17 protein-coding genes and 1 pseudogene are annotated in these 18,899 nt (G+C 59.7%); 9 read left to right on the top strand and 9 right to left on the bottom strand.

The features are described from left to right. Positions 1–451: pseudogene (locus tag FN369_RS02375) on the bottom strand (UDP-2,3-diacylglucosamine diphosphatase LpxI); the annotation flags it as partial. A gap of 180 nt (positions 452–631) precedes the next feature. On the opposite strand from FN369_RS02375, the gene nusA reads away from it, so the two are divergent. The 3 genes from nusA to rbfA all read left to right on the top strand — a co-directional run bounded on the left by nusA (position 632) and on the right by rbfA (position 4,369). Next, positions 632–1,885, top strand: a complete 1,254-nt coding sequence (gene nusA, locus FN369_RS02370) for a transcription termination factor NusA (RefSeq protein ID WP_142524608.1) — start codon at positions 632–634, stop codon at positions 1,883–1,885. A gap of 15 nt (positions 1,886–1,900) precedes the next feature. Continuing rightward, the gene (gene infB, locus FN369_RS02365; protein WP_142524607.1) at positions 1,901–3,823 is read left to right on the top strand and encodes a translation initiation factor IF-2; all 1,923 of its coding nucleotides are present in this window, start codon (positions 1,901–1,903) and stop codon (positions 3,821–3,823) included. A 168-nt stretch (positions 3,824–3,991) separates the two neighbouring features. After that, positions 3,992–4,369: a 30S ribosome-binding factor RbfA gene (rbfA, locus tag FN369_RS02360; protein ID WP_142524606.1), complete on the top strand. Its 378-nt coding sequence runs from the start codon at positions 3,992–3,994 to the stop codon at positions 4,367–4,369. Here rbfA and FN369_RS02355 read toward each other — a convergent pair. The 4 genes from FN369_RS02355 to coaE form a co-directional block, all read right to left on the bottom strand. Further along, positions 4,366–5,646: a S1 family peptidase gene (locus FN369_RS02355; RefSeq protein WP_142524605.1), complete on the bottom strand. Its 1,281-nt coding sequence runs from the start codon at positions 5,644–5,646 to the stop codon at positions 4,366–4,368. The two genes, rbfA and FN369_RS02355, sit on opposite strands and share 4 nt — an antisense overlap. Before the next feature lie 133 nt (positions 5,647–5,779). Then, entirely contained in the window at positions 5,780–6,760 is a 981-nt protein-coding gene (galE, locus tag FN369_RS02350; RefSeq protein ID WP_142524604.1) for a UDP-glucose 4-epimerase GalE, read from the bottom strand. Between the two features lie 29 nt (positions 6,761–6,789). Next, positions 6,790–8,256, bottom strand: a complete 1,467-nt coding sequence (gene rho, locus FN369_RS02345; RefSeq protein ID WP_178087618.1) for a transcription termination factor Rho — start codon at positions 8,254–8,256, stop codon at positions 6,790–6,792. Between the two features lie 114 nt (positions 8,257–8,370). Further along, positions 8,371–8,973, bottom strand: coding sequence for a dephospho-CoA kinase (gene coaE, locus FN369_RS02340; RefSeq protein ID WP_142524603.1), 603 nt, complete (start codon positions 8,971–8,973; stop codon positions 8,371–8,373). 95 nt (positions 8,974–9,068) lie between these two features. Between coaE and hpnC the strand changes: the two genes are divergently transcribed. Continuing rightward, positions 9,069–9,989, top strand: coding sequence for a squalene synthase HpnC (gene hpnC / locus FN369_RS02335; RefSeq protein ID WP_142524602.1), 921 nt, complete (start codon positions 9,069–9,071; stop codon positions 9,987–9,989). Here the strand turns inward: hpnC and FN369_RS02330 are convergent. Both FN369_RS02330 and FN369_RS11020 read right to left on the bottom strand, forming a co-directional pair. Continuing rightward, a complete protein-coding gene (locus FN369_RS02330; RefSeq protein WP_142524601.1) occupies positions 9,986–10,771 on the bottom strand; it encodes a histidinol-phosphatase HisJ family protein in 786 nt (261 codons plus the stop codon). The two genes, hpnC and FN369_RS02330, sit on opposite strands and share 4 nt — an antisense overlap. Further along, positions 10,768–11,205, bottom strand: coding sequence for a DUF192 domain-containing protein (locus tag FN369_RS11020; RefSeq protein WP_178087617.1), 438 nt, complete (start codon positions 11,203–11,205; stop codon positions 10,768–10,770). Before FN369_RS11020 ends, FN369_RS02330 begins: the two co-directional genes overlap by 4 nt. 118 nt (positions 11,206–11,323) lie before the next feature. On the opposite strand from FN369_RS11020, the gene FN369_RS11015 reads away from it, so the two are divergent. After that, positions 11,324–11,686 carry a hypothetical protein gene (locus FN369_RS11015; RefSeq protein WP_178087616.1) on the top strand — a complete coding sequence of 121 codons (363 nt, stop codon included), beginning with the start codon at positions 11,324–11,326 and terminating at the stop codon, positions 11,684–11,686. Positions 11,687–11,732: 46 nt separating this feature from the next. Here the strand turns inward: FN369_RS11015 and FN369_RS02320 are convergent, their stop codons facing one another. Further along, positions 11,733–12,347 carry a superoxide dismutase gene (locus FN369_RS02320; protein ID WP_142524599.1) on the bottom strand — a complete coding sequence of 205 codons (615 nt, stop codon included), beginning with the start codon at positions 12,345–12,347 and terminating at the stop codon, positions 11,733–11,735. Positions 12,348–12,689: 342 nt separating this feature from the next. On the opposite strand from FN369_RS02320, the gene FN369_RS02315 reads away from it, so the two are divergent. Genes FN369_RS02315 through nth form a run of 4 tightly spaced genes read left to right on the top strand, consistent with a single transcriptional unit; the run spans position 12,690 to position 18,223 of the window. Further along, a complete protein-coding gene (locus tag FN369_RS02315; RefSeq protein ID WP_142524598.1) occupies positions 12,690–15,020 on the top strand; it encodes an FtsK/SpoIIIE family DNA translocase in 2,331 nt (776 codons plus the stop codon). A gap of 14 nt (positions 15,021–15,034) precedes the next feature. Further along, the gene (locus FN369_RS02310) at positions 15,035–16,120 is read left to right on the top strand and encodes a helix-turn-helix domain-containing protein (protein WP_142524597.1); all 1,086 of its coding nucleotides are present in this window, start codon (positions 15,035–15,037) and stop codon (positions 16,118–16,120) included. Next, on the top strand, positions 16,117–17,511 hold the full coding sequence (gene rimO, locus FN369_RS02305) for a 30S ribosomal protein S12 methylthiotransferase RimO (protein WP_246189489.1): 1,395 nt from the start codon (positions 16,117–16,119) through the stop codon (positions 17,509–17,511). The genes FN369_RS02310 and rimO overlap by 4 nt, the downstream gene beginning before the upstream one ends. Before the next feature lie 49 nt (positions 17,512–17,560). Continuing rightward, positions 17,561–18,223 (top strand): endonuclease III, encoded by a 663-nt coding sequence (gene nth, locus FN369_RS02300; protein ID WP_142524610.1) that lies wholly within the window; start codon positions 17,561–17,563, stop codon positions 18,221–18,223. On the opposite strand, the gene FN369_RS02295 is transcribed toward nth, so the two are convergent. Beyond that, positions 18,157–18,899, bottom strand: a 743-nt coding sequence (locus tag FN369_RS02295; RefSeq protein ID WP_142524596.1) for an N-acetylmuramic acid 6-phosphate etherase, incomplete at its 5' end; no start/stop codon positions are given. The genes nth and FN369_RS02295 overlap by 67 nt on opposite strands.

The following is an 18,899-nucleotide window of genomic DNA, read 5'->3' as shown; positions in this document are numbered from 1 at the left end:
GCGGACCGCCGAAATGACCCGCGGGCGCAAGCTCGTCCTCCATATACGTGGTAGCCGGCAAAAGCACGACCCCGGCCGTCTGCAGCTCTTCCGCAATGGCTCCGAAGATGGTCGCCGCGTTTCTCACCTTGAGACGGGCCAGAAGCAAAAGAGCTTTGAGATCGGGCCGCAAGTCAAAAAGATGCGATGGGGCGACCGCACCCGCCATAATCGCTCGCGTGATGCCGCTGCCGCGAAAGAACCGGATCATGCTCCCCAACTGTCCGACCCGCAACCACTCGGTCTGACTGCTCAGTCTCTCGACCTCCGGGTCGGTCTCCCCCACGAAGGCGACGGTGCTGAGCCGCTCGACACCTGCGCGGCGCGCGGCCCGAGCGAGCAAGAGGGGATAGATGCCGCGTCCGGCGATCAACCCGAGTCCAGCCTTTGGGTTGCGTTCGCAGCCATCCATGAAACTTCGCTCTCGTTCCCTTGGGCCCGCTCCCTTCGGAAGTGAGCCCCGATAATTCAAACCTTGACCGTAGGGAGAACCGTCCGTAACTTTTTTGGCAAGGCGATTCTGCCGCAAGGAAAAGGTGGAAACTTGCAGGGTTTCCACTTTTTTTCTTTGGAAGTATCGCCGGAGAGCGTCATGAATCAAGAAGTCTTGGCCATCATCGAATACATGGCAAGGGAGAAGGGCATCCATCGGGAAGCCTTTCTGGAGGCCATGCAGTCGGCTCTCCTTGCCGCGGCTCGAAAAAGCATCGGTCCTGCGCGGGATTTGCGGGTGGAGATCCATCCCAAAACCGGCAAGATTACGGCCCGGGCGAACCTCGAGGTCGTGGAAAAGGTCGTCGATCCGCGAGGCCAGGTTTCCCTCAAGCGCGCCAGGGAAATTGACCCATCGGCGCAGCTGGGGCAGCTGATCGACGTAGAGGTAACGCCCAAGGACTTCGGCCGCATCGCAGCGCAGGTCTTCAAACAGTCGATCAATCAGGCCCTGCGCTCGATCGAGCGGGAAATGGTCCTCGCGGAGTTCAAGGATCGCGTCGATCACATCGTCATGGGGACCGTGCGCCGCTTCGACCGTTCGGACGTGATCATCGACCTCGGACGCTATGAAGGAGTCATGCCGGCACGCGAGCGGGTCCCTGGAGAGGAGTATGTGGTCGGGGACCGGATCCGAGCCTACGTCCTCGCCGTGGAGAACACCCCGCATGGTCCGCAAATTCTTCTCTCGCGCAGCCACCCCAACTTCGTGCGCAGGCTGCTGGAACTAGAAGTGAGCGAGGTAGCGGACCACACGGTCGAGATCAAGGCCATGGCCAGGGAACCCGGATTTCGGACGAAAATTGCGGTCTGGAGCGCCAACCCGAAGATCGATCCCGTGGGAGCTTGCGTGGGAGTGCGCGGTGCGCGGGTCAAAAATATCGTGCGGGAATTGCACATCGAAAAGATCGACCTGTTTCGATGGTCGTCTGACATTGCCGAATTGGCCGTCGAAGCGCTCAAGCCGGCTCGGATCAAAAGCGTCGAATTGGACGAAGCGGGCAAGCGCGTGAAAGTGGTGGTGGATGAAGAAAACTATTCCATCGCTCTGGGGCGCAAAGGGAAGAACGCTTGGCTGGCGGGCAAGATCACCGGATGGGAGATCGACGTCGTCCGGGAGCAATCCGCCGAAGAAAACTTCGCGCAAAAGCTGGCGCGGGCGACCGAAGAGATGGCGACCGCACTTTCGGTCGATCAGTCGACGGCGGAACAGATCGTTCGAGCGGGCTTCTTGAGTCCTGCCGCCGTAGCCGAGAGCGAAGAAACCGATCTCGCCTCGGTGCTTCCCGAACTTGACCTGGCAACCGTAAAAAAGTTGCGTGAAAATGCACGGCTTTGTGCCAAAGCTTCCTAAGATATCGAGTAATTCATGCCAAAGACCAAACAAGCCGTTTTCGCTCCGGATCCGAAAGACGATGTCACAAGGAACTCGCGGCAAGGAACCGCCGTGGAAGAGCCTTCGACTTCGACTGCTCCCGTCTCCGGCAAAGAATCGGCCATGGCCGCCGAGACGCCGAAGAAAGCAATCGTCCTCCGTGGGCCGATCGCTGTTCGGGAGTTGGCGGGTCTTTTGGAAATCAAGCCGTTCCAACTGATTCACCACCTCATGGAGTTGAACATCTTCCCGACCCTGACCCAGCTCTTGGACGAAGATGTCGCCAGGAAAGTTTCGGCTCGCATGGGCTTCGAGATCCTGACGGAGCGCAAGGAGCGCCACGGACCTCCGCCGCCAGCCCCGAAGGTGGTGGAAGAGACTCAGCCGGCTCCGACCAAAAAATCGGAATTGCAACCGCGCTCTCCCGTCGTGGCTTTCTTAGGCCACGTCGATCACGGAAAAACGACGCTCCTCGATGCAATCCGGCACACCCGCGTTGCAGCGGGAGAAGCGGGAGGAATCACCCAGCACATCGGCGCTTACACGATCCAGCGCGGAGGGAAGACAATCACCTTTATCGATACGCCGGGACACGAAGCCTTTACCGCGATGCGAGCTCGCGGGGCTTCGATTACGGACATCGTCGTCCTGGTGGTAGCGGCGGATGACGGAGTGATGCCCCAAACGATCGAGGCGATCGATCATGCTCGGGCGGCGGGAGTTCCCATTTTGGTTGCCATCAACAAGATCGACGTCCCCGGCGCCAACCCGCTTCGTGTCAAAACGCAGCTCCAGGAGCGCGGATTGGTTCCCGAAGAGTTCGGGGGGGATACGATTTTTTGCGAAGTTTCCGCTCTCAAGGGGAAAGGAATCGACCACCTTCTCGAAATGATCCTTCTCCAAGCCGAAGTTCTCGAGTTGCACGCTCTCTTCGAGGGACCGGCGGTCGGACGGGTCATCGAGGCGCAGATGGAGACGGGCCGTGGACCGACGGCAACCATCCTGGTCCAAAAAGGCACCCTCCGCACGGGCGAAATCGTGATCTGTGGCCCCTATTGGGGAAAGGTTCGGGCGTTGATCAACGATTTGGGGAAGACGGTCCGGGAAGCGACCCCTTCGACCCCTGTTAAGGTCCTGGGCCTAAACGGTCTCCCTTCTCCGGGAGAAGAGTTGATCGTCGAAAGCGAGGAACGCAAGGTACGACAAATTGCCGAAGAACGTCAGGGCGCATTGAAACGGCCGAAGCAGGAAGAGGGCCCGAAGATCACTCTGGAGAATCTCTTCGAGGCGATCGCCGAAGGGCAGCGTAAGACGCTGCACCTGGTGCTCAAAGCGGATACCCAGGGATCGATCGAAGCGCTGGTCGGCCAATTGCAAAAGATTCCGAGCAAAAAAGTCGAGCTTTCGATCATCCATGCGGCAGCCGGACCCGTCACTGAATCGGACATTCTCCTCGCCAAAGCTTCGGAAGGCATCGTAATCGGCTTCAATGTCAAAACCGATAGCGCCGCCGCTGCAGCCGCAAAGCGCGAAGGAGTGCAGATCAAGCTCTTCAGCGTGATTTACGAGCTGGTCGACCAGGTTCGCGATGCTATGGCCGGACTGTTGGAGCCGGAACTGCGCGAAACGGTGCTCGGAACTGCGGTAGTCAAGAAGGTGTTCGAGCTCAATAAATTTTCGGTCGCGGGCGTACTGGTGCAATCGGGCCGGATGGTCCGCAAAGCGCAAGCACGCGTTCTCCGCGGCAAGCAACCCATTTACGACGGAAGCATCCAAACCCTCAAACGCTTTCAAGACGAAGTCCCGGAAGTTCGCGCGGGCCTCGAGTGCGGCATGCGCCTGGGGAATTTCGATGACTACGAGCCGAACGACATCATCCAGTGCTATCAGCTGGAACGGGTGCCCCAAAGCCTCTGATGATCGCGGCTTGATTGCAAGCCCCATCCAACCTCCATCGGTCGATGCCGATTCGACTTCTTCCGGAAGAGCCGGAAGGCCGCCTGCGTCCTCCTCCCCGATCGCTCGGCAACCTGCGGTCCGCCCACTCTCGTCGTCCGAAAACCATTCCCATTCGGAGTCGCTATCATGGGTACACATCGAACAATCCGGGTGTCTGAAGTCATCCGAAAAGAACTCTCCCAATATTTTCGAAGAGAAGTTTCGCTGGAAGGGCTGCTCCTCACCATCTCGGCTGTCGAAACGACAAGCGATCTTAAGGAGGCCTTTGTTTTTGTCAGCGCCTGGGAAGCTCCGATTCCGAAGGAAGAGCTGCTCTCCCTGCTCCATCGTCATCGCAGGGAGTGGCAACGTCTTCTCGGGAAAAAACTCCAGTCCAAGTTTACGCCGCAACTCACCTTTCGCCTCGACGATTCTCTAGAACGAGGGGATCGCATCTTGCGCATCCTCCAGGAAATCGAGAGAGAGCAGGGGCGATCCGGAACTCCGCCGGCCCACGGCTTCTAATTCGCCCGTGGCTCCGCAGGGCCCTGGAGGATGAAACGGGCCTTTTGCCAGAGACCGGGAAGGCCGGCTTGCTCTCGAGCCGCTACTTCCGTCCGAATTCGCAAGAAGATGGCACCTTCGATCCTTCGGCTTATGGCGTCCTCGGCCGCTGCCGACTCCGCTTTCCCCAAGCGGCGGTAGACGGAAGCGAGTCGGAGGTGCGCCAGGAAATCCTTCGGCCTCTCCTCGATCGCCGTGGAGAGAGCCAAGGCTGCTTCTTTCGGCCTCCCGCTTTCCAGAAGCGCTTCGGCGAGACCCTGGTTCAGCAAAGGGGCTCTTGGTTGATTCCGGAGGGCGGACAAGAAAAAGTGGCGGGCCGATTGGATTTCTCCGCGCTGCAGAGCCCTCCACCCTTTTGCCGCTGCACCCGCCACTCTCGTCCCCCCCCTCGTTCGCCTCGACCAGTCCGCAAAGGGAAGATCTACGATCCGACTCTCTTCCATCAAAACATGGGGACAGAGCGCGCCGCCGAATGGGTTCTGTCCCTCCCGCAAACGAAAGGTCGACACTCCTACTACCTGCCCGCGATCATCGAGAACCGGCCCTCCGCTATTGCCGACGAAAATCGGGGCATCGACCTCGAAGGAACGGCTTCCCTGGTAGGGCCTTTGACGAAACCCGACCACCTTTCCAGAAGAAGTCGTCGGACCAATGCCGAGAGGGTATCCTTCGATCCGGATCGGTTCCCCCGGAACGGGAGGGCTCTTCCGAAGCGGCAATGCCCCGACCTTTCCTCCGGAAGGAAGAGCGATTTGCACCAAAACCAGATCGCCTGCTTCCGCCAAGACTCGCTCGACTCGAAGAGGCTCTTCGTCGGGCCCGAGAACGGCGCAAAAGAGAGCCCGAGATAGGAGATGACGATTCGTGATGAGTTGCCCATGAGCGTTGACAAAAAAGCCGGTCCCGGTCATCCGAACGATGCCCGGACCATCTTCCTGATACGAAATCACCCGGACAATCGCCTCGTTCGGCCGCTCATTGCGATCAATGCGGATCCCATCCGCCGACCCGGCGGGAGGGAGAAACGCGAGCAGTGCCGACAGGGCGGGCACGGCGACTCGGGAAATCCGCCGAAGCTTTTCCGCAGCCCCGTTCTTCGAATAGGGGCCGAAAACTCGAACCAAGGCAATCCGCGATCGAACTTCGACTCGCCTTCCCGCGTTGCCGAAGGCGACGTCGCTCATGATCAGCGGATTGCAGCATGCGTCCTCCTGCATCTCGCGGCCCTTGCCGACCATCGTCTTCCTCTACCGTCGGATCGTCTTCCCCACAAGGGAAAAGAGCGAGAATCCGCGCGGAATGCCTTCTCTCTGCAACTCTTTCCCTCTCCGCTTTGCGAAACGAAGGATGGGGAAAGGAGAGATTCCAGCCCTAATCCTCCCGATCCTGATAGCCGTCAGGATGCGTCCGATGCCACCGCCAAGCGCTCTCGACGATTTCCGCAAGGCGAGAGTGCTCCGGAAGCCAAGAAAGCTCCTGGCGAATCTTGTGGACGTTCGCCACCAGACGAGGAGGATCGCCCGCGCGAGCTGGTCGGACTTCATACGGGATCGGGGCTCCCGTGATCTTGCGGGCCATTTCGATTACCTGCAAGACGGAATATCCCTCTCCGGTTCCCACATTGTAGAGGCAAGGCTGCTCCCTTCGCAGGACGGCGAGATGGGCGGAAGCCAAGTCGCGCACATGCACGTAATCCCGGATCGCAGTCCCATCGGGGGTCGAGAAGCCATTGCCGTAAATTTCCGCCGATCTTCTTCGCCCCAAAGCGACCTGCAAGACCCGAGGGATCAAGTGCGTCTCTTCCTTATGGTCTTCTCCGTACCGTTCCGAAGCACCAGCGGCGTTGAAATACCGTAACACCAGCGGCACGATCCCGTGAATCTCGGCATACCAACGAAGCACCTTTTCGAAGCAGAGCTTGGACTCTCCGTACGGGTTGATCGGCTTGGTCTCTCCCCGCTCTTCGATCGGGATCTTGAGGGGAAGTCCATAAACCGCACAGGTGGAAGAGAAGACGATCTTCCGCACCCCGGTCGCGACCATGGCGTCGAGGAGGTGGATCCCATGGCAGACATTGTTCCGAAAGTAAGCGGATGGATCCCGCATCGATTCGGCCACGAGTGCCCTGGCCGCGAAGTGAATGACCGCGTCCGGCTTTTCTCTTTGGAACAAGCGCAGCAGCCCGTCCCGGTCCCCCAAATCGAGTCGGCAAAATCCGGCCCGATCATCGACGGCCGTCCGGTGTCCTTCCGAGAGGTTGTCCACGACCATTGCGGAAATGCCGGCGTTCAAAAGAAATTCGACGCAGACGCTCCCGACATAGCCGGCTCCGCCGGTGACCAGGATCTTCATATAGCTCATAGAAAGCCGGGAAGGCGAACCTACTCCTTCAAATTCATCGAAAGGAGGAATTCGACATTGCTCTTCGTCTTGCGCAACCGCTCGAGCAAGAGCTCCATGGCTTCCACGGGCGGAACGGAGGAAAGGGCACGCCGCAAAACGTGGATGCGCGCGATCTCGTCCGGATGGTAGAGGAGCTCCTCTTTCCGTGTCCCCGACTTGGCAATGTTGATCGCGGGATAGATGCGTTTGTCGACCAGGGCTCGGTCGAGATGGACTTCCATATTCCCCGTACCCTTGAATTCTTCAAAGATCACGTCGTCCATTTTCGAACCGGTGTCGATCAGCGCCGTAGCCAAAATGGTGACGCTTCCGCCCTCTTCCAAGTTGCGTGCTGCCGCAAAAAAACGCCGCGGCTTCTGGAGAGCGTTGGCATCCACGCCTCCCGTGAGGATTTTTCCGCTGTGCGGCTGGAGCGTATTATAGGCGCGGGCCAGCCTCGTCAGCGAATCGAGGAGGATGACGACGTCCACCTTGGTCTCCGCCAACCTCTTTGCCCGCTCGATTACCATTTCCGCAACCTGCACATGCCGCTCCGGCGTCTCATCGAAGGTCGAGCTGATAACCTCCCCTCGGACCGAACGCTCCATATCGGTCACCTCTTCCGGCCGCTCATCAACCAAGAGGACGATGAGATGCGCTTGGGGATGGTTCTCGCTGATGCCATTGGCGATCTTCTGCATGAGGACCGTCTTCCCCGTTCGCGGCGGTGCCACGATCAGGCCGCGTTGACCGAAGCCGATCGGAGTAACCAGATCGATGACCCGGAGAGAGGGATCCTTGGACTTCCCTTCGAGAAAAATCCGTCGGTTCGGAAAGAGCGGGGTAAGATTGTCAAAAAAGATGCGATTGCGGACCTTTTCCGGCTCTTCGCCTTCGACAAGATCGACTTGCAAGAGCGAAAAGTATCGTTCCTTCTCCTTCGGATGGCGGATCGGACCCGAGACCAAGTTCCCCTTTTTGAGTCCGTTGCGCCGAATGAGCGCCGGCGAGACGTAGACATCCTCCGGACAGGGAAAGTAGTTGTACGCGGGCGATCTCAGGAACCCGTAGCCCTCCGAGAGGACTTCCAGGACTCCCTCTCCGAAAATAGGACCGTTGCGCTGAGCATGACGACGCAAGATCTCGAAAATCAGCTCGTGCTTCCGCAGCAAGCCGGGATTCTCGATCTGATATTCGGCCGCCCTCTGCTGAAGATCCGAAAACGAAAGATGCTGCAACTCGCTCAAGCTTAATGGCTGCCCGGTGGCATTCGGACGAGACCACTCGCTCCCCGCCTCTTTGCGATTTTGATGTTCTGCGCCGCGCGATTCGCCGACTCGCGCCGGATGGTTGCCCCGTGGCTGCCGCTCCTCGCTAGAGGGAGCCGCCTCTTCCGGATTGCGACTCCCGACCGGTGCCGCCTTTATCGCTTCGCTCTTCTCCCGCTCGATTTCATCCGCATTCATTCTTTTTCCATTGAGGCTTCCCTCTCCCCCTCATTCACGCAAACGCGCTCTTCCTCTCCTGCACCCGCCATCGGATTCGGCCTCCCCTTCCGCCTTTCGAGGAGAGGCGAGGTTTCAAGATGCTGCGCAAGCGAGTACGAATCGAGAAAGCTGTTGCTCAAGAAGTTTCAACGAACCGTCGTTCCAGAGAAGCGCATCGCTGCGCGCCGCCTTCTTTTCGATCGGCCACTGACTCCGGATCCGTGCCTCCGCTTCCTCCCTTTCCAAACCACGCGCCAGGAGCCGCCGCACTTGCGTCGCGTAGGAGCAACCTACGCAGAGAATCCTCTCAAACTCTCCTTCGAGGGCCACTTCGTATAAGAGAGGAACCGAAACAGCTATTTTTCCGTTTGGGTTCCGAGCCCTAAAATCCTTCACTTCCTTGCGCCACCTTTCGGCGATCGCTGGGTGAGTGAGCTCGTTTAGCGTTTCCCGCAGCTGAGAACAACGAAAAACCATCGACCCGAGCTTTCTTCGATCGATAGTCTTATCGACATTTAAGATCTGCTCGCCGAAGGCGTCAACCAGTTTTTGCCAGGTTTTCTCGCCCGGCGCCAGCAACTCTCGGGCAATCTCGTCGCAGTCGACGACGAACCATCCCGCTCGTCGAAGCAGCTCCGAGGTGGTCGATTTGCCGGCGGCGATTCCGCCGGTCAGCCCTATGTACAAAGCCGGCATAAAAAATAAAAAAGAGAGATTCCCTACGACTCCGTTCGTCTCCGGCCTGTCCATTCCCTGTTGACAAGCCCGCTCTTTCGGAAAAGAAGGAGCACGTGACTCTCGAAACGGCCTATGCCGCCTGCCGCCGCATCGCTCGTCATTACGAGAACTTTCCTGTCGGACTCTTGATCAGCCCCCCATTACGTCCTCATATCCACGCGATTTATGCTTTTGCTCGGTTGGCCGACGACATCGCCGACGAAGGATACGACGGCTCGCCTGCGGGCCCCATACCGCCCGAGCGAACCGTTCCGGGCCGCCTTGCCGCCCTCCGCCACTTCGAAGAGGCGCTTCGCAACCCGGAGGACGCGGCGGAAGAGCCGGTTTTTGTCGCTCTTCATGACACGATACGCCGCTTCGACCTGCCGATCCAACTCTTCCTCGATCTGCTCAGTGCTTTCGCACAGGATGTAGAAAAGCGGCGCTACGCCTCCTTTGCGGAAGTTTCCGACTATTGCCGGCGTAGCGCCAATCCGATCGGTCGGCTCGTCTTGCTGATTCATGGACAACGCAGGGAGGAACAGCTCGCCGCCTCGGACTCAATCTGCACGGCCCTACAGGTCACGAACTTTTGGCAGGACCTCTCCGTCGATCTCCTCAAGGATCGCATCTATCTCCCGGAAGACGAAATGGCGGAATTTGGGGTCAGCGAAGAAAGCCTCTTCGCCCGATGCGCCGGTCCGGCATTTCGAAGATTGCTCGCTATGGAGGTGGAAAGAGCCTTTCGGCTTTTCGACGGAGGCTACGGACTCATGAAGACGCTCTCTAGCCCACTCCGCTGGGAAATCGAGCTCACGTGGCATAGCGGCCGGCGTATTCTCGAAAAGATCGTCGACCTCGCCTTCGACACCCTGCACTACCGCCCCACTCTCGGCGTCCTTGACGCTCCGACTCTCTTGGCGAAGGCTTTTTTCCGCATTCGCGACGGCTCGTCGGCAATGCAACCGCAAGTGCTCTCCGCTCTCCGGTCTTAGCCGACAGCCGCAAGGGGCACTAGCCGGCGCTCGTGCGACTGAAAAAGGGCGACCTCGCGAATCCCCAACTTTTCGAGCAATTGGGCCAATCGATCATAATCTTCTCCGATGTGAAAGGGCGAGTGGGCATCCGAAGCCAAGGTAAAGGGGATGCCCAGATCCTTGGCCCGCCGCAGGATTGCCTCGTCGGGATAGGCTTCGCCCACCGGCTTCCTCCAACCCGCCGTACTGATCTCCAGCGCCAGGTCCTTCTCTCTCGCGAGAACCAAAACCTCCTCGAAGTAGCCGAGGAAGTCGGTTTTGGGACGAAATCCGAAGATTTTGATCAGGTCCAAATGCGCCAGGCAATCGATCCAGCCTCGCTCCACGAGCTTGCGTAAAGCAACGGCATATTCCCGATAAATCTCTTCGATCGGTCGCCGTGAAAAGCCGACGTCTTCCCCGGCTCGGTCAAACGGCCAATTGTCCAGAAAGTGGACGGAGCCCAACACGAAGTCGAGCTTCTCCCAATTCCGTTGTACCCATGCGACTCCGGCCTCGCTGCTCTGGGGATCGTTATCGAGCTCAATCCCCATGCGAATCGTCAGGTCGTCATTTTGCTCACGCCATCGCCGAAAGGCCTCGAAATCGACCCCCTCATGGTAGCGGTCATGGTCGGTAATCGCAAAATCTCGAATCCCTCGCTCCCGCGCTGCTTTCGACCAAGGATCGAGCAAGGCGCTGTCGTAGCGTTGCAGACGATGCCCCTGTGGATGCATGTGATAATCGCTGAAAAGATTCACGGATTCCCTTTCTGATCGGCGAGTTGCCGCCATGTCATGGCCTCCGGCCGGACCGTTTCCCCCAAACGAACATGATGGCGAACGAACCAGTCCCGGTTCACCTCGAGAGCATAGCAGACGCGTGCGCTCTGGCTGGAAACGATTCGAGTATCGAGCGGCCGGAGATCGTACATCTCAAGGATGGTGCCGTTTCGATCCAGAAATGCTATGGAAAGAGGGATTGTCGTATTCGCCATCCAGAACGAGGCCACTCCCTCGCGCGGGAGCAGGAAGAGCATGCCCGCGTCCTCGTCCAACGAGCGCCGGAACATCAGCCCGCGAGAAAGCTCCTCATGCGTCCGCGCCACCTCGACGGACAAGCGGCCGCTGCCTGCCAAGAGTCGCAGAGGAGCCGTCGATCGATCCATTTCGCTCGAAGCCGAGAGCGGACTCATCGTTCCAAGCTGCGCCAAGAGCGCAAAAAAGACAACCCTCCCGAATCGCCTCTTGCACCGAGAAAAAGACAGCGGGAGATTCGCCTGGCGCCGCCTCCTCCCTCGGCGGCGCAAGGCTATGGACTCGCCCTCACTCGAGGCATTCGGCATGAGCGCTCCTCTTCCCATCTCCCATCCTCTCCCGCCGCGGCGACTCTGCCTGCTCTTAACCGTCGATCGAAGGAGCCCCATCTTTACGAGATTTCTCGAGACTCTGAAAGAGCGAAGCGCGTGCGGGGACGACATTTACCTCTACTGCATCGACGAGGGAGTTCGCGAGGTGGAAATGCTTCTCCCCCGCGCCGGTCCCCGCCTTCGGCTCTTCGCCTGCGCCTATGCCGCCATGCGCCGCTCTCTTCCGAGAAATGCCGCCGTGACCTATGGAGGGCTCGGCCTGTTGGCGGACTTGATCCTCGGCACGGGCGAATTCCTCGCTTTTTAGTCAATGCCGAGGAGACCGATCGATCGGACTGCGGTCGGAATTGCGCCTAAGACGCCTTCGTAGCGAAACGCCTTTCGATCTCCGGCCAATTCACAAGATTCCAAAACGCCTTCAGCCACTCGCCGCGCCGAAACTGATACTTCAGATAGTAGGCATGCTCCCATACGTCACAGCCGAGAATGGGATAGTTCCCCTCCATCAGCGGGTTATCCTGATTCGCCGTAGAAGTGACCTCGAGGGCCCCGGATTGGTTGCGGACGAGCCAAACCCAACCGCTGCCGAATCGGGCCAAGCCCGCTGCTTCGAACTTGCCTTGAAATTCCGCGAAACTGCCGAACGTGGACGCCAGCGCCTCGAGAAGCTTCCCCGAAGGCAGGCCGCCGGCGCGAGGAGCCATCATCTTCCAAAACATCGAATGGTTGACGTGCCCACCGCCGTTGTTGCGCACCGCGGTGCGAATCTTCTCCGGAATCGCGGCCAGATTCTGAATCAGCTCCTCGGGACTTTTTTCCGCCAATGCGGGGTGCTCTGCAAGAGCCTTGTTCAAGTTGCTGACGTACGCCTTGTGATGACCATTGTAGTGACAATCCATCGTCAGCGTGTTGACGTAGGGCTCTAACGCATCGAACGAATAGGGAAGTTGAGGGATCTCGTAGGGCATAGGGAATCCTCCTTATATGGGATAAATACCTCTCGACCGTTCGCCGACCGGCGTCCACCGAAGGACCTGCATTGCCGCAGCCTTCGGCGTGCCTCCTTCCCGAGGCCGCCCGTGCTCCGGTCTCTCAAGACTCCCTTCACTCAAACGTCAACGCCTGCGGAAAGGCAAGGACTTTTTCCTTTGGACCATCGGCAGTTCCCCGAGAACGGTCTCTTCCCGTCGCAGACCGACGCGCGAGAGCTATCGATGGACCAAAAGCGGCGTGCAAGCCTCTGGCTTTCGCCATGTGGGGAGCTTCAGAAACCGTTTGCCCCCCTCCCTTCGGGGAAGATAGAGTGCGCCGTGAAGCTCTGGGAAAAAGCCAAGAGTCGCTTGCTTGCGGAGACAAGCAGCATCTTCTGTTTCGGCATCGCGCTTCTCCTTCTGCTCAGTCTCGTTTCCTATCGGCCGAGCGATATCGCCTTCAATCAGTGGCCTCGTCCGGCGGAGGCGGCCAACGCGATCGGACCCGTGGGTGCGTACACAGCCTTTGCCCTCTACTCGTTCTTCGGACTCGGAGCCTTCCTGATCCCGTTTCTGCTCTTGACCGCGGGCTTGGCCTTCAGCCTCCAAGCACGAGTGGTCTGGAGACGCAAGCTCCTCTGGACGCTACTCTTCCTGATCGCGGCCGCGGGATTGTTCAATGTTCAGCCCTATTTCGGGGCCGAGTGGCGGGTGCGAGCGAACATCGGGAGCACCGGAGGCTTCGTCGGGGAGCTGCTCGACCGCGCCCTCCTTTCCCCGGCTCTCGGGAGGACGGGAAGCGAGATCTTTCTGGGCCTCGCCTGCCTCCTGTTGCTCATCATTCTCTACGAAGCCGAGCCGGTTCGCAGTCTCGTCCGTCTCGTGCATTGGGCCGAGGAGCGGTGGGCCTCCTATCGGGAAGAGCGCCTCCGGCGCGAGGGAGTTCGCGGCCAACTCGAGATTGCCGAGCGAAAACTCGCGGAAGAAGAGAAGCTACTCTCTCGGAAGATCTCCGGAAAGGAGAACCGCTTGGCCACCAGACGCGCGACGCTCGCCCCCGAGATCGTCGATGCGGCGGAGCGCACGCCGGCGCACACCCCTTCTCCGCCCATCCTCGATTCGATTCGCAAACGGCCGGAGGAGCCACTCCCCTGGGCGGCCGCCTCCACAGACTCGACGGACTATTGCCGCCCGCCCTTACGCCTGCTTCGGGAAAGTTCCGCTCCTCGCAAAGGCGGGCCCGGTGACGCCGATCTTCGAGCGACGGGAGAGCTCCTGGTGAGGACGCTCGCCAGCTTCGGCATCGAAACGACCCTTGGGACGATCACGAAGGGACCCACGGTCATTCGCTTCGAGCTCTACCCGGCGGAAGGAGTCCGCGTCGATCGGATCCTGAGCTTGCAGAGAGATGTCGCCCGTGCAACGCGGGCCGAAAAAATTCATATTCTGGCCCCGATCCCCGGAAAGGACAGCGTTGGGATCGAGATCCCGAATCCGAATAAATCAGCCGTGGTTCTCCGCGAGATTCTCGGGATTCCGGATTTTCAGCAGAGCCAAGCTCGTCTGCCGATCGCTCTCGGGAAAGATGTCTACGGAAACCCGCTGATCGCCGATCTCGCCGAAATGCCGCACCTGCTGATCGCCGGAGCGACGGGTTCGGGAAAATCGGTTTGCGTGAACTCGATTTTGCTCTCTTTGCTCTATCGCTTCGGACCCGAAGAGTTGCGCCTCATCCTGGTGGATCCCAAGCAGGTCGAACTGCAGATCTACAACGGCATCCCGCACTTGATCGTACCGGTCGTCGTCGACCCGAAAAAGGTGATTACCGCTTTCAAGTGGGTGATCGTCGAAATGGATAAGCGCTACAAGTTGTTGGCTGCAGCAGGCGTCCGTAACATAGCCGCCTACAACGCGCAGATGCGCAAAGGCCTCGCTTCTTCGCGGAAATCCTCCTCCGCTTCTGGGGAAGGACCCGGCGAAAAGGCCTCCGAGAGCGATTTGCCCCGCCCGCTCCCCGCCATCGCCGTAATCGTCGACGAGTTAGCCGACTTGATGCAGACGGCCTCCGCGGACGTGGAAGTCGCGATCGCGCGGCTTTCGGCAAAGGCCCGGGCGGCCGGGATCCATCTGATCGTCGCAACCCAAACGCCGCGGAGAGAGGTGGTGACCGGGGTCATCAAGGCCAACATTCCTTGCCGGATCGCTTTCCAGGTCAGCAGTTCGCTTGACTCCCGAGTGATCTTGGACGAAAATGGTGCAGAGAATCTTTTGGGAAAAGGGGATTTTCTCTATCTGCCTCCGGGCGTAGGGCAAGTGGTCCGAGGTCAGGGCGCATATGTCTCGGAAGAGGAGGTTGCCGAGGTCGTGGATTATGTTCGTGCCCAGGGAGGGCCAACGATGGAGAATGAGCTCCACGACCAGCTTTCCGGGGAATCTCCCACGAGCGACTTATCGGACTCGGATCGAGAGCTCGTCCAGAAATGCCTGGAAATCATCTGGCAAGAGAGACGAGCCAGCACTTCTCTCCTGCAGCGACGCTTACGGCTCGGCTACAATCGAGCGGCCTGGGTAATGGATCTTCTCCAAGATCGAGGATTGGTCGGCCCGGAAAACGGTGCCAAGCCTCGGGAAATCCTCGCCGATCTTGACGGCCCAGTCCCGACAGCATAAAGGCGTGCTCCGTCATGGCACTCGAAAAGAGGAAAAGGCTTCCCGGCGGGAAGAGCATCGGCCATCAGCTCCAAGAGGCCCGCGAGGCACTCGGCTGGAGTATTCAGACGGCTTCCAAAGCCACAAAGATCTTGCCAGAGCAGATCGCGGCTCTGGAGCAGGATGACTATCGCAGCTTTGCGGCTCCGGCCTATGTGCGCAATTTTCTTCGCACCTATTCGCGTGTTCTCCAATTAGATGAGAAGGCATTGCTCGATCAACTCGACCAGGCGTTTTGGCCGATGCGACGAGGTCCGTTTCCCACGGCGAAGCCGCTTTTGCTGATGGGTCGGGTGCAAGCCCCGAAGCGTCGCTGGATCACGCCCCAACTCGTGGCATTCTTGGTCGCGGCGGGACTCTTCGCCCTCATGTGCGCGGTCGGCGCTTACCGTGTCTACCAGGTAGCCTCGTACAGGAGAGCTCCATCCTCCGAACCGAAGGAAATTACCGGCCTGGAGCTTTCGCCGGAAGGACGGGCCGCCCGCCGTCCGGTCGGCGCGGAAATCCGAAAGCGGGAACCACTTCCTCCTCCGCCTCCGGAAGTCGTGGAGATCCGCCGGGCTCTCCCCGTGAATGCGGCCCCCTCGCAACCACCGGAGGTTGCCTCCCCTCCGGTCCGCATCGCCCGAGCGATTCCCGTTCACCCGGTCGAAGGACAGGGTAGCCCGGAGGAGGCGTCGCCGTCGTCTTCTCCGCCGCAGGCTCCCGTTGAGGAATCGCCGGAAGAAGAGGATACGAACGACCAAGAAACGAAGCCGGCAGAAGCTTCGGGTGCGGCCGCCCCCTCTTCCGTGGCTTTTCCCTCCGAGACGAAGGCCTACCACCTCGTGCTCCAAGCCAAGAAGGAATCGTGGGTGCGCGTCAATGTCATCGAGAATGGGCGCAGTCGGCAGCTTTTTGCGGGCGTCTTGCACGCCGGGGAGCGGAAGGAATTTCTCGGCCCCAAGTTCCAGATCAAGGTGGCCAACAGCGCTCTCGTCGACATCGTCCTGGACGGTCAGATGGTCTCCATGGCTTCCAACGCCTCTCCCTCGCAGGAACTCACTCTGCCGACTCCATGACCTCCTCCTCGCTTGAGGGGACCACCGTCGGGATGATTCCGCTCGGGTGTCCCAAGAACCTCATCGATGCCGAAATCATGCTCGGACGATTGGCGGAAGCGGGTGCGGCGGTCTCGTTCGAGCCGGCTTCGTCCGATGTTCTGATCATCAATAGCTGCGGATTCATCGACCCCGCAAAGGAAGAAGCGATCCGGACGATCCTCGCTTCCCATCGGGAGCGCGAGGTTTCCGGAAGGCTCCGGCAACAAAAGATCGTGGTTACCGGATGCCTCTCCCAGCGCTATCGCGAAGATCTTCCCTCTCTCCTTCCGGAAGTGGATCTCTTTCTCGGTCTCGATGAGGTCGACAAGATCGCCGAACATGTTTCCCATCTCCTCCTCCGGCCGGAAAAGAGCGCTCGTCGCGACGCGATCTCCCCGGATTCCCGATTTCTGCCCGACTTTTCCTCTCCTCGTTTTCCGCTCACTCCGAGCCACTTGGCCTACGTCAAGATCGCCGAGGGGTGCAATCACCCCTGCACCTTCTGCATCATCCCTCGGATCCGAGGTCGATTTCGAAGTCGGTCGATCGCCTCGATCGTTCACGAAGTGGAAGAGCTCATTGCCCGCGGCGTCCGGGAAGTCATTCTCATCTCCCAGGATTCGACCTATTTCGGCAGAGATCGCCTCCGAAACGAAAAGACCGCAAGCTCTCCTACGACCGACGGCACCCTCGCCGATCTTCTTCTCGCCCTCGACCGGATTTCGGGGGAGTTCTGGATCCGAGTTCTCTATACGCATCCCGCGCACTGGAACGACCGACTCATCGAAGCCTTTGCCGCCGCCCGCAAGGTGGTTCCCTACATCGACGTCCCGTTTCAGCATATTTCCGACGCAGTCCTCCGGCGGATGCAGCGGGGGACCTCCGAGGCGCAACTGCGCGAGCTGCTCGCCGCTCTTCGTCAAGGGATCCCGGGGGCAGCGGTCCGGACGACCTTCTTGGTCGGCTTCCCCGGAGAGAGCGAGGACGACTTTCAGAAATTACTCCAATTCGTCGGCGAAGCCCGCTTCGAACGGCTCGGCGTCTTCTCCTATTCGCAGGAGGAGGGAACCCGTTCCGCCGGGCTGGAAGGCCAAGTTTCCGCCGCCGAGAAAAAACGGCGGTGGCAAGAACTCATGGCACGGCAAAAAGAAGTCGTAAGGAGCCGCGCTCCCGAGAGCATCGGACGAAAGATCCGGGTGCTGGTCGATTTTCCCGGGCTCGCCCGATCCGCCGCCGACGCTCCGGATGTAGACGGAACGGTCTTCGTCTCCCCGAAGTTGCCTCCGGGGTCATTCGCCGATGTCGTCATCCAGGGAACTTCTGATTACGATCTGATTGCGAGGGAGGCCGGTCGTGCCCGTCGCGCGTGAAGTCTCCGGCTCCCCGCCGCCTCTCTCCGGTACAAATCCCTCCTCCGTTCTGACCCGATCGGAGCAAAGGAGAATCGCGGCCATTTGCCGCCGGCTCGCCGAGGCCTATCCGGAGACCCGACCAGCCCTCCACTACCGGAATCCGCTCGAGCTGCTGATCGCTACGATTCTTTCCGCACGCTGCACCGACCGGCAGGTCAATCGAGTGACCGCAGACATTTTCTCTCGATTCCCGGATGCGGCAAGTTATGCCGCCGCTTCTCAGGAAGAGATGGAAGAGGCCCTAAAACGTCTCGGCTTCTTTCGAAGCAAGGCGCGGCATATCCGTAGGACCGCTGCGATTCTCACGGAACGCTGGGGAGGCCGGGTACCGAAGACAATGGAAGAGTTGACGGAGCTGCCTGGCGTCGGACGCAAGACAGCCAATGTCGTTTTAGGAAATGGCTTCGGCCTGCCCCTCGGCATCGTCGTCGATACTCATGTCGCACGTGTCTCCTACCGGCTCGGTCTGACCGACCAGAAGCTTCCAAAACGAATCGAAATCGACCTGATGCAGCGAATCCCTCGAAGAGAGTGGATTGCGTTCAGTAACCGCCTCATCTTCCACGGCCGAAAACGCTGTCGAGCCCGCAAGCCGGATTGTCTTCACTGCGAACTCCTCTCGCTCTGTCCGCGACAAGGTCTTCCCCCGCTCTCCTCGTCGGCCGGCTGATCGGAGTTTCCAGTGGGCTTCGCAAGGTCCACGGCGGCGGTCACCCGCCAACCCGTGCGTTCCAGGCGCCCGAGTGCTTCCTCTTCTCCGCAGGGAACCAGGTCCATGACGAGATGGAGAGCCCGATAGCGAAGTTTTTCACTGATCGGCTGCACGTTGACCATCAGATTGTCCCGAACCCGTCCGGTCCGGATCATCGCAATGGTCGAGAGAAGGTTGAGCACCAGCTTCGTTGCCGTCCCCGCCTTGAGCCGAGTCGAGCCGGCGACGATCTCCGGACCGGTCGCCAGATCGATCGCAAGGCGAACACAGGGAGCAGGCGGGCGGTGCGGATTGCAGCTGAGAAGCATCGGGAAGGCTCCGAGGGAAGACGCTTGTTCGAGCGCGCCCAAAACGAAAGGAGTCCGGCCGCTCGCGGTAATCCCGAAAACGACGTCTCCGTCCCGGACGCCGCGGTCGATCAGGCTGCGAGCGCCCGCTTCTCGATCGTCTTCGGCCCCTTCCCTGCTCTGGAAAAATGCATCGGGCCCTCCGGCCAGAATGGCTTGCACTCGGTCGGGGGAGATACCGAAGGTGGGCGGCAGTTCGCTCGCATCGAGTGCTCCCAATCGCCCGCTCGTTCCGGCACCGACATAGAAGAGCCGCTTTCCTCCCTGCAAAGCGGCCGCCACGGCTT

The sequence above is a fragment of the Methylacidimicrobium cyclopophantes genome (assembly GCF_902143385.2).
Taxonomy (GTDB): Bacteria; Verrucomicrobiota; Verrucomicrobiia; order Methylacidiphilales; family Methylacidiphilaceae; genus Methylacidimicrobium; species Methylacidimicrobium cyclopophantes.
Note: the sequence above shows the minus strand (reverse complement) of the source record. Positions and strands in the feature narration are given on the sequence as shown.

Excerpts from the sequence above, each read along its gene's own strand:
- nusA (WP_142524608.1), top strand. The coding sequence starts at position 632 with ATGAATCAAGAAGTCTTGGCCATCATCGAATACATGGCAAGGGAGAAG.
- infB (WP_142524607.1), top strand. The coding sequence starts at position 1,901 with ATGCCAAAGACCAAACAAGCCGTTTTCGCTCCGGATCCGAAAGACGAT.
- rbfA (WP_142524606.1), top strand. The coding sequence starts at position 3,992 with ATGGGTACACATCGAACAATCCGGGTGTCTGAAGTCATCCGAAAAGAA.
- FN369_RS02355 (WP_142524605.1), bottom strand. The coding sequence starts at position 5,646 with ATGGTCGGCAAGGGCCGCGAGATGCAGGAGGACGCATGCTGCAATCCG.
- galE (WP_142524604.1), bottom strand. The coding sequence starts at position 6,760 with ATGAAGATCCTGGTCACCGGCGGAGCCGGCTATGTCGGGAGCGTCTGC.
- rho (WP_178087618.1), bottom strand. The coding sequence starts at position 8,256 with ATGAATGCGGATGAAATCGAGCGGGAGAAGAGCGAAGCGATAAAGGCG.
- coaE (WP_142524603.1), bottom strand. The coding sequence starts at position 8,973 with ATGCCGGCTTTGTACATAGGGCTGACCGGCGGAATCGCCGCCGGCAAA.
- FN369_RS11020 (WP_178087617.1), bottom strand. The coding sequence starts at position 11,205 with ATGAGTCCGCTCTCGGCTTCGAGCGAAATGGATCGATCGACGGCTCCT.
- FN369_RS11015 (WP_178087616.1), top strand. The coding sequence starts at position 11,324 with ATGGACTCGCCCTCACTCGAGGCATTCGGCATGAGCGCTCCTCTTCCC.
- FN369_RS02320 (WP_142524599.1), bottom strand. The coding sequence starts at position 12,347 with ATGCCCTACGAGATCCCTCAACTTCCCTATTCGTTCGATGCGTTAGAG.
- FN369_RS02310 (WP_142524597.1), top strand. The coding sequence starts at position 15,035 with ATGGCACTCGAAAAGAGGAAAAGGCTTCCCGGCGGGAAGAGCATCGGC.
- rimO (WP_246189489.1), top strand. The coding sequence starts at position 16,117 with ATGACCTCCTCCTCGCTTGAGGGGACCACCGTCGGGATGATTCCGCTC.